Below are 16,353 nucleotides of genomic sequence, written 5' to 3' on the forward strand. Positions count from 1 at the left end.
AAGGAGAACCATGAGAGTCGCCCGTTTCCACGCCCCTGGTGACGTCCGCCTCGAGGACGCACCCGAGCCGTCGCCCGGTCCGCACGACGTGAAGATCCGCGTCCGTGCGTGCTCCACGTGCGGCACGGACGTGAAGATCTCGAAGTTCGGCCACCACCACATCCACCCGCCGCGCGTCATGGGTCACGAGATCGCCGGCGAGGTCGTGGAGGTCGGCGCCGAGGTCGCCGGCTGGGAGGCGGGGGACCGCGTCCAGGTCATCGCGGCCATCCCGTGCGGGACGTGCCGGGAGTGCCGGGCCGGTCGCATGACGATCTGCCCGAACCAGACCTCCATGGGCTACCACTACGACGGCGGCTTCGCGGAGTACATGGTCGTCCCTCAAGCGGTGCTCGACGTCGACGGCCTCAACCGCATCCCGGAGGGCGTCGGCTTCGACGAGGCGTCGGTCGCCGAGCCGCTGGCGTGCGCCCTCAACGCCCAGGAGCTCGTCCGGATCGAGCCCGGGGACGACGTCGTCGTCATGGGGTCCGGCCCGATCGGCTGCCTGCACGTGCGGCTCGCCCGTGCCCGCGGCGCCGGCCGGGTGTTCCTCGTGGAGCTGAGCCGCGAGCGCCTGGACATGGCGTCAGAGCTGGTCAAGCCGGACGAGGCGATCTGCGCCGACGAGGTGGACCCGGTCGCGACCGTGCTGGAGCTCACGGAGGGCCGCGGCGCCGACGTCGTCATCACGGCGGCGGCCTCCGGGAAGGCCCAGGAGCAGGCCGTCCAGATGATCGCCCGCCAGGGTCGGATCAGCTTCTTCGGCGGGCTGCCGAAGGACAACCCGATCATCCAGCTCGACTCGAACCTCGTGCACTACCGCGAGCTGATGATCATCGGCGCGAACGGGTCCAGCCCGGACCACAACAAGCGTGCGCTCGAGCTCATCGCGAGCGGCGAGGTGCCGGTCAAGGACCTCATCACCCACCGGCTGCCGCTGGAGCAGGTGCTGGACGGCATCGGGATCGTGTCCCGCGGCGAGGCGATCAAGGTGACCATCGAGCCGTGAGGCTCACGGAAGGCACCGAGCCGTGAGGCTCGCGGAAGGCATCGAGCCGTGAGGCTCGCGCAGGACCTCCTGCCGCACGCGCGTGAGCACCCGCCGCGCGTGCGGCAGGCCCAGCCCCACCCCCACTCGACGAGGAGTACCCCCATGGCACAGCGCACCGTCGTCGTCGGCTCGAAGGTCGGCCTGCACGCCCGTCCGGCGAAGCTCTTCTCCCAGGCCGCCGCCGCCTCGGGGCTGCCCGTGACCATCGCCAAGGGGGACGGTGCCGCCGTGAACGCGGCGAGTATCCTCCAGATCATGGCGCTCGGGGTGCAGCACGGTCAGGAGGTCACCGTCGCGGTCGACGACACCGCCGGGGACCACGCCCAGCACGTCGTCGACGAGCTCGCGCGCATGCTGGAGCGCGACCTGGACGCGGTGGGGACGGCGTGACGGGACGGGTGCTGCACGGCACGGGGGTCGGGCGCGGGGCCGTCGTCGGCCCGGTGGTGCAGGTCCACCAGACCCCCGCCGTCGACCCGTCCGCCCGCGTCGGGACCGACGCCGCGGACGCCCGCCGCATCCTCGACGCGGCGTTCACGACGGTCGCCCAGCGGCTCCAGCAGCAGGCCGACCGTGCGTCGGGCGCACTGCAGGACGTGCTCGAGGCCACCGCGCAGATGGCCGCGGACCCGGCGCTGCGCGAGCAGTCCCTGAAGCGCGTCGACGCCGGCGAGCCGGTCGTGGCGGCGGTCGACGCCGTCGTCGGCTCCTTCGTCGACATGTTCGAGCAGGCCGGCGGGTACCTCGCGGAACGCGTGACCGACCTGCGCAGCGTGCGCAACCGCGTCGTCGCGGAGGCGCTCGGTGTCCCCGCCCCGGGCGTGCCGGTCCTGGACGGGCCCTCCGTCGTCGTCGCCGTCGACCTCGCCCCGGCCGACACCGCGACGCTCGACCTGGAGCGCACGCTCGCCCTCGTCACCTCCGAGGGCGGACCCACCGGGCACACGGCGATCATCGCCGGCCAGCTCGGCATCCCGTGCCTCGTTCAGGTCACCGGCGCGACGGACCTGGCCGACGGCACGGAGGTCGCCGTGGACGCGGCGACCGGCACCGTCACGGTCGACCCCGACGACGACGTCCGAGCCGCCGTCGAGGAGCGGCGCGCCGCCCTCGCGTCCCTGGCCGAGGACCGCTCGCCCGGCGGCACGGCCGACGGGCGGCCGGTCGCGCTGCTGGCCAACATCGGCACGGCCGAGGACGCCGAGCGCCTCACCGACGCCGCCGTCGAGGGTGTCGGGCTGTTCCGCACCGAGGTGCTCTTCCTCGGGCGCGACGAGGCGCCGTCGGAGGAGGAGCAGGCGGCCACGTACGCCCGGGCGCTGCGCGCGCTCGGCGACCGCAAGCTGGTGCTCCGCACGCTCGACGCCGGGGCGGACAAGCCGCTGCCGTTCGTCACGCAGCCCGGCGAGGAGAACCCGGCGCTCGGCGTGCGGGGCTACCGGCTGGTCCGGCGTTCCCGCGACCTCCTGGAGACCCAGCTCCGCGCGGCCGCCCAGGCGGCGCGGCAGGTGGGCGGCGAGCTGTGGGTGATGGCCCCCATGATCGCCACGGTGGACGAGGCCGCGGACTTCGCCGCGCTCGCGCGCGCCGCCGGGGTGACCAAGGTCGGCGTCATGGTGGAGGTGCCCTCGGCGGCGCTGCGCGCTCGTGACGTGATGCACGAGGTCGACTTCGTCTCGCTCGGCACCAACGACCTCGCGCAGTACGCGATGGCCACGGATCGCCTCCGCGGTGAGCTGTCCGACCTCCTGGACCCGTGGCAGCCCGCCGTGCTCGACCTCGTCGCCCACACCGCCGAGGCGGGCCTGGACCTCGGCAAGCAGGTGGGCGTGTGCGGGGAGTCCGCGTCCGACCCGCTCATGGCCCTGGTGCTCGTGGGGCTGGGGGTGACGAGCCTGTCCATGGCACCCTCGGCCGTCCCCGGCGTCCGGATGTCGCTGGCGCGGCACACGCTGGAGCAGTGCCGGCAGATCGCCGGCGCGGCGCGGGCGGCCCGCTCGGCGCAGGACGCCCACGCGGCGTGCCTCGCCCTCGTGGACCCCGAGGTGCGGCGGGTCCTCGCGCTCGGCTGACGCTCGTACCCTGGCGCCATGAGCGACACCGGCGTCCGCGACCCCGAGACCGACCCGTCGGCCACCTGGGCCGTGGAGCCGGCGCAGGCACGGCGCCTGCTCCGCGCCGTCCAGACCGGCGGTGGCGGCGGCGACCGCGTCGTCACGACGCCGCTCACGGGGGCACCCCTCGTCGCCCTCCCCCTGTGCACGGAGCCCGACGTCGCCGCGGCGGTGCGCCGGGCCCGCGTCGTCCAGCGGACCTGGGCGGCGCGGTCGCTGGGGGAGCGCACCGCGCTGCTGCACCGGGTGCACGACCTCCTGCTCGCGCGGCAGGGCGAGGTGCTCGACCTCGTCCAGCTCGAGTCCGGCAAGGCGCGGGCCTCGGCGTTCGAGGAGCTCGCGGACGTCGTCCTCGTCGCGAGCCACTACGCGCGCCGGGCGCGCTCCTACCTGGCCCCGCAGCGCGTGCGCGGGCTCGTGCCCGGGCTCACGGGGACCACGGTGCACCGGCGCCCTGTGGGTGTCGTCGGCGTCGTGGCGCCGTGGAACTACCCGCTCACCCTCGTCCTCGGTGACGCGCTGCCCGCCCTGGCGGCCGGGAACGCCGTCGTCGTGAAGCCGGACGTGCAGACGTCGCTGACGGCGCTGTGGTGCGTGCAGCTGCTGCGTGAGGCGGGCGCGCCGGACGGACTCCTCCAGGTCGTCACCGGTGACGGTCCGACCGTCGGCGCCGCGCTGGTGGACGCGGTGGACCACGTGCTGTTCACGGGCTCGACGCCGACCGGGCGCGTGGTCGCCGAGCAGGCCGGACGACGCCTGGTCGGCGCCTCGCTCGAGCTCGGTGGCAAGAACGCCCTCTACGTCGCCGACGACGCGGACGTCGAGGTGGCCGCCGAGGGCGCGGTGCGGGCGTGCTTCGGCAGCACGGGACAGCTGTGCGTGTCGGTCGAGCGCCTCGTCCTGCACGAGCGGGTCGCGGACGCCTTCCTCGCCGCCTTCCTGCCGCGGGTGCGGGCGCTGCGCCTCGGAGCGCGGCTGGACTACTCCGCCGACGTCGGCTCCCTGACGTCGACCGCGCAGCTGGACCGGGTGGAGCTCCACGTGCAGGACGCGGTTCGGCGCGGCGCCGTGCCGCTCGCCGGCGGCGTCCGCCGGCCGGACGTCGGACCGCTCTTCTACGCGCCGACCGTCCTCGACGCCGTCCCCGCCGACGCGCTCGTGCGTGCGGAGGAGACGTTCGGGCCGGTCGTCACGGTGGACCGTGTGCCCGACGACGACGCGGCGGTGCTGCTGGTCAACGCGTCGGAGTACGGGCTGAACGCGAGCGTGTGGACCCGCGACGTGGCCCGAGGCCGCCGGATCGCGGGTCGTCTGGAGTGCGGGACCGTCAACGTCAACGAGGGCTACGTCGCGTCGTGGGGCTCGACGGCCGCGCCGATCGGCGGCGTCAAGGCGTCGGGCTCGGGCCGGCGGCACGGCGCCGAGGGCATCCGGGCGACGACGTGGACGCAGTCGGTCGCGGTGCAGCGTGGGACCCACCGGGGTCTGGGCCTGGGCAGGCTGTTCGCGCTGCCCGGTGAGCGCTGGACCGCGCTGTTCTCGCGCGCGCTGCACCTGCGGCACCGGTCGCGCCTCTGACGGGCTGCGCCCTCTGGGGTCGCCCGCCGCCCCCGCCGCCGCAGGCGTCAGGCGCGATCCCGGACCGCGTGGCGGACGTAGATCACGCCGTTGGCGAACCGTCGGTGGTCCAGCAGCTCGAGGTCGAGTCGTACGCCGCGAGGCAGCGCCGGCTTCCCGCCGCCCACGAGCACCGGGCAGAGGAGCAGGACGCACTCGTCGACGAGACCGTGCCGGAAGGCCTCCGCCGCGATGCCTGCGCCCCCGATGCTCAGGTCCGAGCCGGAGGTCTCCTTGAGCTGTCGTACCGCCTCGGGCTCGAACGTCCGCTCGATCCTCGTGCGCGCCGTCGAGGCGCCGTCGAGCGAGGAGGAGTAGACGATCTTGTCGGTGTCACGCCAGATGTCGGCGTACTCGCGGACCACCGCAGGCTCGTCCGTCAACCAGTCGTCGTCCTCCCAGACGCGCATCGCCTCGTACATGCGTCGGCCGTAGAGCGACGTGCCGATGTGCCGCTCGTGCTCGTTCCAGAACGCGTGCACGTCCTCGTCGGGCACGGACCAGTCGAACGACCCCGTCTCGTCCTCCAGGAAGCCGTCGAGCGAGATGTTGGCTGCGTAGATCAGCTTGCCCATCGTCCCCTCCGCTCCCGGTCTGCGTCATCCCGGCACGGTAGTCCCACCGACGCCGTCGGCAGGACCCCCGGCCGCCGTCGAGTGCGAGTGGCCCGGGAGTCGGCTCAGCCTCCCTGGACGACGGCGACGGCCTGCTGCGCGATCTCGAGCTCCTCGTTGGTGGGGATGACGAGGACCGCCACCTCCGCGTCGTCCGGCGAGATGACCGTCTCGGCCTTCTTGCGTCCCTCGTTGCGCTCGGGGTCCACGACGATCCCCAGGCGCTCCAGGCCGCTGAGCGACTCGAGCCGCACGACGTCGTCGTTCTCGCCGACACCGGCGGTGAAGGCGATCGCGTCCACCCGGCCGAGCTGGGCGTAGTACGCCCCGACGTAGTGCCGCAGGCGGTGGCAGTACACCTCCAGGGCGAGCGCGGCCTCCTCGTCGCCGGACTCGATCGCGGCGTGCACGTCACGCAGGTCGTTGGCGCCGGCCAGGCCCAGCAGGCCCGAGCGGCGGTTGAGGAGCGTGTCGATGTCGTCGGTGCTCATGCCCCCCACGCGCTGCAGGTGGAAGATCACGGCCGGGTCGATGTCACCGGACCGGGTGCCCATGACCAGGCCCTCGAGCGGCGTCAGGCCCATGGAGGTCTCGACCGAGCAGCCGCCCTCGACCGCGGTGATCGAGGCGCCGTTGCCGAGGTGCGCGACGATGACGTTGACCTCCGACGGCTCCTTGCCCAGCATCGCCGCCGCACGCCGGGAGACGTACGCGTGCGACGTGCCGTGGAAGCCGTAGCGGCGGATCCCGTACGCGCGCGCGGTCTCCCGGTCGATCGCGTACGTGTACGCCTCGGGCGGGAGCGTGTGGTGGAACGCGGTGTCGAAGATCGCCACGTGCGGCAGGTCAGGGAAGGCGGTGCGCGCGGCACGGATGCCGGCGAGGTTCGGCGGGTTGTGCAGCGGCGCCAGCGGCGAGAGGTCCTCGATGGCGGCCTCGACGTCGTCGTCGACGAGCGTGGGCTCGGTGAAGCGGTCCCCGCCCTGGACCACGCGGTGCCCGACGGCGACGATCTCGAGGTCCGCCAGGGAGGGGCCGACCTCCTCGAAGAGGTCCAGCACCGCGCGCACGCCCGCCGTGTGGTCGGCCACCGCCTGCGTGCGCTCCGTCCGTCCGGACGGGCCGTCGTGGCGCAGGGAGCCCTCGGGCTCGCCGATCCGCTCGACCAGCCCGCCGGCGACCGCCTCGCCCGAGGTCACGTCGACGAGCTGGTACTTGATCGACGACGAGCCGGAGTTGAGGACGAGGACGTGGTTCACCGGGCGGCTCCCTGGGTCTGTGCGGGGGTGGTGGCGGCGGGGGTGGTCGAGGTCGCGTCCGGCGTCGCAGTCGACGCGGCGAGCGCCTGGGCCTGGATGGCCGTGATGGCCACCGTGTTGACGATGTCCTGCACGAGCGCACCGCGGGACAGGTCGTTGACCGGCTTGCGCAGGCCCTGCAGCACGGGCCCGATCGCGACGGCGCCGGCGGACCGCTGGACGGCCTTGTAGGTGTTGTTGCCCGTGTTGAGGTCCGGGAAGATGAAGACGGTCGCCCGGCCCGCCACGGTGGAGTCGGGCATCTTCGTCTTCGCCACCGACGCGTCCACGGCCGCGTCGTACTGGATGGGCCCCTCGACGTCGAGGTCGGGCCGGCGCTCCCGGACGAGGGCCGTGGCGGTGCGGACCTTCTCCACGTCCGGGCCCGTCCCGGACTCACCCGTCGAGTAGGACAGCATCGCGATGCGCGGGTGGATGCCGAACTGCGCGGCGGTCTCCGCGGAGGAGATCGCGATGTCGGCCAGCTGCTCCGCCGTGGGGTCGGGGTTGACCGCGGCGTCGCCGTAGACGAGCACGCGGTCCTCGAGGCACATGAGGAACACGCTCGACACGATCGACGTGCCGGGCACGGTCTTGATGATCTCGAACGCCGGCTTGATGGTGTGGGCGGTGGTGTGGATCGCGCCGGAGACCATGCCGTCCGCGAGGCCCAGCTGGACCATCATCGTGCCGAAGTAGGACACCGAGCTGACGATCTCCCGGGCGCGCTCGACGGTCATGCCCTTGTGCTTGCGCAGCTCGGCGTACTCGGCGGCGAAGCGGTCGTGCAGCTCGCCGTCGTGCGGGTCGACGATCGCCGCGTCGGCGATGTCGAGGCCCAGCTCGGTCGCGCGGGCGCGGATGGTCGTCTCGTTGCCGAGGATCGTCAGCTGCGCGACCCCGCGCTGCAGGAGCGTGCTGGCGGCGCGCAGGATCCGGTCGTCGGTGCCCTCCGGCAGCACGATGTGCTTGCGGTCGCCGCGGGCCCGAGCGAGCAGCTCGTACTCGAACATGAGCGGCGTGACGACCGACGGGCGCGCGACGTCGAGCCGGCCGAGCAGCTGCTCGCCGTCGACGTGCCGCTCGAAGAGCGCGAGCGCCGTGTCGACCTTGCGCTGGGAGTCGGCGGTGAGGCGGCCGCGGGTGCCCGCCGCGGCGTTGGCGCTGCGGAAGGTGCCCAGGTCGGTGCGGATGATGGGCAGGCGCTGCCCGAGGCCGTTGACGAGGCGCGCGATGACCGGCGGCGGGTAGAACCCGCCGTTGAGGATGATGCCCGCCAGCGACGGGAAGCCCTCGGCCGCGTGCGCCATGAGCAGCCCGAGGAGCACGTCGGAGCGGTCGCCGGGCGTGATGATGACGGCACCGTCGGTGAGCTTGTCCAGGAGGTGCTCCACGGACATGGCGCCGACGAGCAGGTCCAGCGCCTCGCGGGAGAGGAGCTCCTCGTCGCCGGCCTCGAGGCGTCCGCCGACGGCCTCCATGAGCGCGCGCACCGTGGGCGCGCTGAGGAGCGTGTCCTCCGGGAGGGCCCACGCCACGCGGTCGTTGCCGAGCAGGGCCTTGCGCACGTGGACGACCTGCTCCGGGGCGCACCGGTTCGCGATGACCCCGAGGACCTCCGCGTGGTGGGTGCGCAGCTCGGAGACCATGACGTCCGCGACCTGGCGGATCTCGTCCGGGCTGCGGTCCACGCCGCGCACCACGGCGAGCACCGGTGCCCCGAGGTTGGCCGCGATCCGCGCGTTGTAGGACAGCTCCGTGGCGCCCGCGACGTCCGTGTAGTCGGTCCCCACGATGACGACGACGTCGCAGCGCCGCTCCACCTCGTGGTACCGGCTGACGATCTGGGAGAGCGCGGCCTCGGGGTCCGCGTGGACGGCCTCGTAGGTGGTGCCCACGCACTCCTCGTAGGTCAGGTCGACGCCGTCGTGGGCGAGGAGGAGCTCCAGGACGTAGTCCGACTGCGTCGTCGAGCGGGCGACGGGCCGGAAGACGCCGACGCGCTGGACCGTGCGCGACAGCAGGTCCAGCACCCCCAGGGCGATCGTCGACTTGCCGGTGTCGCCCTCGGCCGAGGTGATGTAGATGCTGCGCGCCACGCGTCCCGCTCCTCGCTGTCGGTCGTCTGCGTCGATCTTCACAAGCCGACGGCGGCCGGGGCCACCCCCGCGAGCGTGAGGCGCGCCACGGCGCGGACCGGGGCGACCCCGGCCGCGCCGTGGTCAGCGCTCACTCGTTGTCCCCGCCGGTCGCCGTCGCGCCGGAGACCCGGCTCGCCTGCGGGCCGCCGACCTCCGTGCCGGTCTCGCCGACGTCCGGCCACACCCAGTCCCGCACCTCGGGGATGTCCTCGCCGTGCTCACGGGTCCACTGCCGGGCCCGCAGCCGCGCGTCGACCATGTCCTGGCGCAGCTCGGCCGCGCGGGTCCCCAGGTGCGGGACCCGGTCGATGACGTCGATGACGAGCCGGTACCGGTCCAGGTCGTTGAGCATGACCATGTCGAACGGCGTCGTCGTCGTGCCCTCCTCCTTGTACCCGCGCACGTGCAGGTTGGCGTGGCCCGTGCGGCGGTACGTCAGGCGGTGGATGAGCCACGGGTAGCCGTGGTACGCGAAGACGATCGGCTTGTCCGGCGTGAAGATCGTGTCGAACTCGCGGTCGCTGAGGCCGTGCGGGTGCTCGCGCTCGTCCTGCAGCCGCATGAGGTCCACGACGTTGACGACCCGCACGTTGAGCTCCGGCAGGTGCTGCCGGAGCAGGTCCGCCGCGGCCAGCACCTCCAGCGTGGGGACGTCACCGGCGCACGCGAGGACGACGTCCGGGTCCTCCCCGCGCTCCTCCGTGCCGGCCCACTCCCAGATCCCCAGCCCGCGGGCGCAGTGCGCGACCGCCTGGTCCATCGTCAGGAACGTCGGGGCGGGCTGCTTGCCGGCGACGACCACGTTGACGAGGTTGCGGCTGCGCAGGCAGTGGTCGTACGTCACCAGCAGGGTGTTGGCGTCCGGCGGGAGGTAGACCCGCACGATCTCCGCCTTCTTGTTCACCACGTGGTCGATGAAGCCGGGGTCCTGGTGGGAGAACCCGTTGTGGTCCTGCCGCCACACGTGCGAGGTGAGCAGGTAGTTCAGCGACGCGATGGGCCGTCGCCACGGGATCTCGCGGGTGACCTTAAGCCACTTGGCGTGCTGGTTGAACATCGAGTCGATGATGTGGATGAAGGCCTCGTAGCAGCTGAACAGGCCGTGCCGACCGGTGAGCAGGTAGCCCTCGAGCCAGCCCTGGCACTGGTGCTCGGAGAGCATCTCGAGCACGCGTCCGGCACGGGCGAGGTTCTCGTCCCGGGGCAGCAGCTCCGCGTTCCAGACCTTGTCCGTCACACCGAAGACGGCCTGGAGCCGGTTCGACGCCGTCTCGTCCGGGCCGACGATCCGGAAGTTGTCGGGGTTGCGCTCGATGACGCCCGCCAGCCACTCGCCGAGGACCTTGGTCGCCTCGGCGATCGTCGCGCCGGGCGCGTCGACGTCGATGGCGTGGTCGCGGAAGTCCGGCAGCTGCAGGTCGCGCAGGAGGAGCCCGCCGTTGGCGTGCGGCGTCGCGCTCATGCGCAGGACGCCGTCCGGCGCCAGGCTCGCGATGTCGTCCGTCAGCCGGCCGGTCGCGTCGAACAGCTCCTCGGGGCGGTACGACCGCAGCCAGCCCTCCAGCACCTCGAGGTGCTCGTCGGTGTCCCGGGCGCTCGCCAGCGGGACCTGGTGCGACCGCCAGGAGTCCTCGACCTGCTTGCCGTCGATGACCGGCGGGCACGTCCAGCCCTTGGGGGTGCGCAGGATGATCATCGGCCAGCGCGGCCGTTCGGTCAGCCGGCCCTGCCGGGCGGCCTGCTTGATCTCCGCGATCTGGTTGAGGACCTCGTCCAGCACCTCGGCCATGCGCCGGTGCACGACGTCCGGGTCCTCGCCGTCGAAGCCGCCGGAGACGACGTACGGCGTGTGCCCGTAGCCGCGCATGAGGTCGAGCAGCTCGTCCTCGGGGATGCGGGCCAGGACCGTCGGGTTGGCGATCTTGTACCCGTTGAGGTGCAGGATCGGCAGCACGACCCCGTCGGACAGCGGGTCGACGAACTTGTTCGAGTGCCAGCTGGTGGCGAGCGGACCGGTCTCCGCCTCGCCGTCCCCGACGACCGCGGCCACGAGCAGGTCCGGGTTGTCGAAGGCCGCGCCGTACGCGTGCGAGAGGGCGTAGCCGAGCTCGCCGCCCTCGTGGATGGAGCCGGGCGTCTCCGGGGCCACGTGGCTGGGGATGCCGCCGGGGAAGGAGAACTGCCGGAACAGCTTGCGCATGCCCTCGGAGTCCTGCGTGATGTCCGTGTAGACCTCGGAGTACGTGCCGTCGAGGTAGGCCGCCGCGACGAGGCCGGGTCCGCCGTGGCCGGGGCCGGTGACGTAGAGGGTCGACTGGGCGCGCTCGGCGATGACCCGGTTGAGGTGCGCGTAGAGGAACGTGAGACCCGGCGTCGTGCCCCAGTGCCCGAGGAGCCGGGGCTTGACGTGGTCGCGGTGCAGCGGCTCGGCGAGCAGCGGGTTGTCGAGCAGGTAGATCTGGCCGACGGACAGGTAGTTCGCTGCGCGCCACCAGGCGTCGACGCGGCGCAGCGTCGCGTCGTCCAGGGGCGTCACCTCGCGGGTGGGCCAGCTCGTCGGGTGGTCGACGACGGCGCGGTCTGACGACATCCGTTCCTCCTGCGCTCGAGGTGCCGGCGGGCGGGCCGCCGCTCGTGGAGCGTGCCGCGCGTCCGACGCACAGACATGGGACGAATGTCCGTGCCGGCGCGTCACCCGCGTGCTGCCTCGGTGCCGAGCCGGCCCGCGGGCTGTGACGTGCGTCGCTGCTGCCCATGCCACCACATCCGGGTGCCGGGCGCGACGGTTCGGGGCGTCGGGTTCGCGATCCCGGCCGGCGCCCCGTCGCGGCGGTCGCGGGCACGGTCGTCACCGGCACGGCGGGTAGCGTGGAGGCGTGTCAGAGCAGGTCCACCGGCGCGTCGGGGAGCCGCCCGTCGTGCCCGACGGCGAGCCGCCCGGCGTGCCCGACGACGAGGCGGCTCCGGTGCGCGTCACGGCGCGGATGTTCCGCCGGGCGGCACTGACCCCACGGATGCTCGGCCTCCTCCTCGTGTTCCTCGCGATCGCGGCGGTGTGCGCGCGCCTCGGCGTGTGGCAGCTGGACCGCGCCGGGGAGCGCGCCGAGATCAACGAGGCGGCCCGCGCCGCGCAGCAGCAGCAGGCGCCCGCGACACCGCTGGGTGACGTCCTCGTGCCGCAGCAGACCTTCCCCGGCGACCTCGTCGGCACCAAGGTCGAGGTGACCGGGCGCTTCGACGGCGCGACGCTCCTGGTCCCGGGCCGCGCCGGCACGACGGGCGAGGTCGGGTTCCTCGTGCTCGACCGCTTCGTCGTCGCCGACGACGGTGCGGCGGGGCAGGGCGCCGTGCCGGGCGGGATCCTTCCGGTCGTCCGGGGCTGGGTGGCCGAGGCGAGGGCGCCGGAACCGGCGGCCGGCGAGGTGACGGTGCGGGGCTTCCTCCAGGCCGGGGAGTCCTTCGAGCAGGCCGACCTGCCCGAGGGCCAGGTCGCGGCCATCGCGCCCGGGCAGCTGGTCAACCTCTGGGGTGGACCGGTGTACACGGGCTACCTCGTCGTCGACGAGCCGGTCGGCGCCGGTGTCGACCGGTTGCCGCCGCCGACGCTCCCCGGGGGCGGGCTGAACCTGCAGAACCTCGCCTACGCGCTGCAGTGGTGGATCTTCGGCGGCTTCGCCGTGCTGCTCTGGAGCCGGCTGGTCCGGGACGAGGCCCGTGCCGAGGCGGGGGAGCGGGCAGGCGGCGAGGCGCCGGCCGGGCCGGACCGCTGAGGGTCCGGCCCGACCGGGTGTCGCCTCGGTGCCCGTCAGTCCCGTTGCCAGGAGTGCCAGAGGGCGGCGTAGTCGCCGCCCGCCGCGACGAGCTCGTCGTGCGAGCCGATCTCCGTGATGCGCCCGCTGTCGACCACCGCGACGCGATCGGCGTCGTGCGCGGTGTGCAGACGGTGGGCGATCGCCACCACGGTGCGCCCCGCGAGGACGGCCGACAGGGACCGCTCGAGGTGACGGGCCGCGCGCGGGTCCAGCAACGAGGTCGCCTCGTCGAGGACGAGCGTGTGCGGGTCGAGGAGCACCAGCCGCGCGAGGGCGACCTGCTGCGCCTGCGCCGGCGTGAGCGCCACCCCGCCCGACCCGACCTCCGTGGCCAGGCCGTCCGGCAGGGCGGCGACCCACTCCCAGGCGTCGACGGCCTCGAGGGCGTGGCGCAGCTCCTCCGGGTCGGCGTCGGTGCGCGCCAGGCGGAGGTTCTGCTCGATCGTCCCGACGAAGACGTGGTGCTCCTGGGTGACGAGCGCGACGTGCCCGCGCAGGTCCTCCAGCGGGAGCTCGACCAACGGCACGCCGCCGACGCTCACGCGCCCGCCGGTGGGCGGGTGGATGCCCGCGAGCATCCGGCCGAGCGTCGACTTCCCGGCGCCCGACGGGCCCACGACCGCCAGACGCTCGCCGACGGCGAGGTCGAGGTCGATCCCGTGCAGGACGTCGTGGCCGTCGCGGTACGCGTACCGGACCCGCTCGGCGACCACGTGCTCGTCCGTGGGCTGCGCGTCGCCGGCGTGGCGGTCGGGCTCGACGTCGGCGACGCCCACGATCCGTGCCAGCGCGGTCGAGCCGACCTGGACCTCGTCGAGCCAGAAGATCAGCTCGCCGATGGGCTGCATGAGCTGCACGGCGTACAGGGCGACCGTCGTGACGGAGCCGACGGTCGTGTGCCCGGAGGCGATGAGCCAGGACCCCCAGACCAGCACGCCGAGGATGGGCAGGATGAACGACAGGTCCACGCCGGGGAACAGCACGGTGCGCAGGCGCAGCGTGTACCGCTCCGCGGCGAAGGCCTCGCGCAGGTCGTCGTCGGTGCGGGCCCGCCGGCGGGCGCCGAGGCTCAGGGCGTCCACGGTGCGCGCGCCCTCGACGGACTCCGTGATCGTCCCGTTGAGCCGGGCGTAGGAGGCCGACTCCCGCAGGTACCCCGCCGCGGCGCGGCGCAGGTACCACCGCACGGTCGGGACGAGCAGCGGCGTGCCGACCAGCAGGGCGAGCGCCACCCGCCAGTCGACGACGAACGCCGCCACCACGGTGAGCGCGATCGTCGCGGAGGTGACGAGCACACGAGGGACGCCGAAGCGGACCGTGTGCTGGACGCGGTCGATGTCGGTCGTCGTCCGGGACACGAGGTCGCCGGTCCCGGCGCGCTCCACGACGGACAGCGGCAGACGCGTGACCGTCGCGACGAACTCCTCGCGGAGCTCGGCGAAGACCGTCTCGCCGAGCACCATCGAGGCGCGCTGCGCGGCACGCACGAGCCCGGCCTGGAGCACGACCGCGACGACGAGGAACAGCACGGCCTGGTCGACGAACGAGCCGTCCGCGCCGCGTCGCACGGCGTCGACCATGAGGCCCAGCAGCCACGGGCCGGCGAGCCCGGCGACCGCCGCGGCGACGTGGAGGCCCAGGACGCGACCGAGCCCGGTCCGGTGCCGGCGCAGCAGGCGTCCGGTGTGCGCGCGCAGCGCGGCAGCGTCAGCGACGGGCAGCCTCATGGTGCTCCTCCTCTCGTGCGGTCGTGGGGGTCTCGTCGGCCGCGGCACGGCTGACGACGGCGCGGTAGCGGGCGGCGGCGTCGGTCCCGGCCGTGCCGTCCAGCAGCCCGCGGTGCGTGCCACGGGCGCGGACGATGCCGTCCGCGACGAGGACGACCTCGTCGACCTGGTCCAGCACCAGGGGGCTGGCCGTGACGACGACGGTCGTCCGACCGGAGCGCACCTGCGCCAGCCGTGCCGCGATCCGGGCCTCGGTGTGGGCGTCCACGGCGCTCGTCGGCTCGACGAGGACGAGGACCTCCGGCTCGGTCAGCAGCGCGCGGGCCAGCGCGAGGCGCTGGCGCTGGCCGCCGGACAGCGACCGGCCCTTCTCCGCCACCTCGCCGTCCATGCCGTCTGGCACGGAGTCGAGGACGTCCTGGGCGTCCGCCGCGAACATCGCGCCCAGCAGCCGTGCCTCGGCCTCCTCCCGCGTGCGCGTGAGGCCGGCGGGCACGTCCGCGTCGGCGCGTCCCTCGAGCTCCTCGCGCAGCAGGCCGGTGAAGAGCTGGGGCGTCGACTCCGCGACGACGATGCGCCGGCGCACCTCGCCCAGCCCGAGGGCGGAGAGCGGCACGCCGCCCAGCGTGACCTGCGGGGCGTCGTCGGCGTGCTCCCGGCCGAGCAGGCCCAGGCGGGTCGCGATCCGGGCGGTCTCGTCCGGGTCCGCGCTGACCAGCGCGGTCACGGTCCCGCCGCGGACCAGCAGCCCGGACGCCTCGTCGACCACGTCCCCGCCCGGGGCCGGGGACGCCGTGGCGTCGACGTGGGCAGGCCTCGGCCGTTCGGCACCGGTGACGGGGACGCGCAGCACCCGCAGGATCTTCCGGACGCCGACGAGCGCGCGCGTCAGCACGTGCACCGCCTGGGTGGCGGCGGTGAGCGGCTCGGTGAGGAAGACCGCGTAGCCGTAGAACGTCACGAGCTGACCGGCGGTGATCTCGCCGTCGAGCGCCAGTCGCGCGCCGACCCACACGACGCCGGCCAGGAACAGGCCGGGCAGCAGCGTCTGGAGCCCGTCGAGCAGCGACTGGGTCTGAGCCACCCGGACGCCCGCGTGCCGCACCCGCTGCGACTGCTCGCGGTAGCGCGCGGTGAAGACGTCCTCGCCACCGATCCCGCGCAGGATGCGCAGGCCGGAGACGGTGTCGGAACCGAGGGTCGTCAGGCGTCCGGCGGCCTCGCGCTGCTCGCCCTGGCGGCGCTGCAGCGGTCGGACGACGAGCGCGAGCACGCCCGCGACGGCGGGCAGGCCGACGAGGACGGCGACGCCGAGCACGACGGAGCTGTTCAGGAGGAGCACGGCGACGACGAGGTACGCGACCAGGCCGCCGATGAACCGTGCCGTCACGTAGAAGACCTCGCCGACGCGCAGCGCGTCGCTCGCCACCGTCGCCACGACCTCACCGGTCGGCAGCTCCGCGGTGACCGCGTCACCGGTGCGGGACACGTGGTGGCCCACCAGCTGGCTCGTGCGGAAGGCCCCGCGCAACCAGTTGTGCACGTCGAGCACGTGACCGAAGACGTTGCCGAGCGCCAGGACGACACCGGCACCGAGGATGAGCAGGCAGCCGACGAGGAGGTCGCGCGACAGCCCGTCGTCCAGACCGGTGTCGACGACGCGACCGAGCAGGAACGGCAGCGCCGCGAGGGAGACCGCGCTCGCGACGGCGAGCAGCGAGCTGCCGAGGAGCAGCAGGCCCTGGCGCCGCGCCACCCACCACAGGTAGGCGGGGGCGGACGTCAGCGGGGGTGTCCCCGGGTCGGTCTCAGGAAGTGGACGCACTCTCAGAACGGTACGACCGCCGTCCGACACGGTCGACGCAATTTGCCCGGGGCTGTGGCACTCCTGGGACGGCAGGCGTCCGGGCAGCACCACTGCGCACCGTGGGGGAGAA

The 16,353-nt window shown here is 73.9% G+C and carries 11 protein-coding genes; 5 read left to right on the forward strand and 6 right to left on the reverse strand.

The features are described 5' to 3' along the window. Positions 1-10: 10 nt before the first annotated feature. The 4 genes from LG379_RS02815 (at position 11) to LG379_RS02830 (ending at position 4,785) form a co-directional block, all read left to right on the forward strand. The gene (locus tag LG379_RS02815; RefSeq protein WP_225753054.1) at positions 11-1,051 is read left to right on the forward strand and encodes a zinc-dependent dehydrogenase; all 1,041 of its coding nucleotides are present in this window, start codon (positions 11-13) and stop codon (positions 1,049-1,051) included. A 144-nt stretch (positions 1,052-1,195) separates the two neighbouring features. Further along, the gene (locus LG379_RS02820) at positions 1,196-1,483 is read left to right on the forward strand and encodes an HPr family phosphocarrier protein (protein ID WP_225753055.1); all 288 of its coding nucleotides are present in this window, start codon (positions 1,196-1,198) and stop codon (positions 1,481-1,483) included. Further along, a complete protein-coding gene (gene ptsP, locus LG379_RS02825; protein WP_225753056.1) occupies positions 1,480-3,165 on the forward strand; it encodes a phosphoenolpyruvate--protein phosphotransferase in 1,686 nt (561 codons plus the stop codon). The genes LG379_RS02820 and ptsP overlap by 4 nt, the downstream gene beginning before the upstream one ends. Positions 3,166-3,183: 18 nt before the next feature. Beyond that, entirely contained in the window at positions 3,184-4,785 is a 1,602-nt protein-coding gene (locus LG379_RS02830; protein WP_225753057.1) for a succinic semialdehyde dehydrogenase, read from the forward strand. A gap of 47 nt (positions 4,786-4,832) precedes the next feature. On the opposite strand, the gene LG379_RS02835 is transcribed toward LG379_RS02830, so the two are convergent. The 4 genes from LG379_RS02835 to LG379_RS02850 all read right to left on the reverse strand — a co-directional run bounded on the left by LG379_RS02835 (position 4,833) and on the right by LG379_RS02850 (position 11,467). Beyond that, the gene (locus LG379_RS02835; RefSeq protein ID WP_225753058.1) at positions 4,833-5,399 is read right to left on the reverse strand and encodes a dihydrofolate reductase family protein; all 567 of its coding nucleotides are present in this window, start codon (positions 5,397-5,399) and stop codon (positions 4,833-4,835) included. A 104-nt stretch (positions 5,400-5,503) separates the two neighbouring features. Further along, complete coding sequence (locus LG379_RS02840) at positions 5,504-6,697, reverse strand: acetate/propionate family kinase (protein WP_225753059.1); 1,194 nt, start codon at positions 6,695-6,697, stop codon at positions 5,504-5,506. After that, positions 6,694-8,835 (reverse strand): phosphate acetyltransferase, encoded by a 2,142-nt coding sequence (gene pta / locus LG379_RS02845; protein WP_225753060.1) that lies wholly within the window; start codon positions 8,833-8,835, stop codon positions 6,694-6,696. The genes LG379_RS02840 and pta overlap by 4 nt, the downstream gene beginning before the upstream one ends. A gap of 130 nt (positions 8,836-8,965) precedes the next feature. Beyond that, positions 8,966-11,467, reverse strand: a complete 2,502-nt coding sequence (locus LG379_RS02850; RefSeq protein ID WP_225753061.1) for a phosphoketolase — start codon at positions 11,465-11,467, stop codon at positions 8,966-8,968. Between the two features lie 286 nt (positions 11,468-11,753). Here LG379_RS02850 and LG379_RS02855 point away from each other — a divergent pair, with 286 nt between their 5' ends. After that, the gene (locus tag LG379_RS02855) at positions 11,754-12,647 is read left to right on the forward strand and encodes an SURF1 family protein (RefSeq protein ID WP_225753062.1); all 894 of its coding nucleotides are present in this window, start codon (positions 11,754-11,756) and stop codon (positions 12,645-12,647) included. A gap of 35 nt (positions 12,648-12,682) precedes the next feature. Here LG379_RS02855 and LG379_RS02860 read toward each other — a convergent pair whose 3' ends face one another. Further along, positions 12,683-14,416, reverse strand: a complete 1,734-nt coding sequence (locus LG379_RS02860; protein WP_225753063.1) for an ABC transporter ATP-binding protein — start codon at positions 14,414-14,416, stop codon at positions 12,683-12,685. After that, positions 14,397-16,241, reverse strand: coding sequence for an ABC transporter ATP-binding protein (locus tag LG379_RS02865; protein ID WP_225753064.1), 1,845 nt, complete (start codon positions 16,239-16,241; stop codon positions 14,397-14,399). The genes LG379_RS02860 and LG379_RS02865 overlap by 20 nt, the downstream gene beginning before the upstream one ends. Positions 16,242-16,353: the final 112 nt, after the last annotated feature.

This window comes from Actinotalea sp. Marseille-Q4924, assembly GCF_916618755.1.
In the GTDB taxonomy this organism is placed as follows: domain Bacteria; phylum Actinomycetota; class Actinomycetes; order Actinomycetales; family Cellulomonadaceae; genus Actinotalea.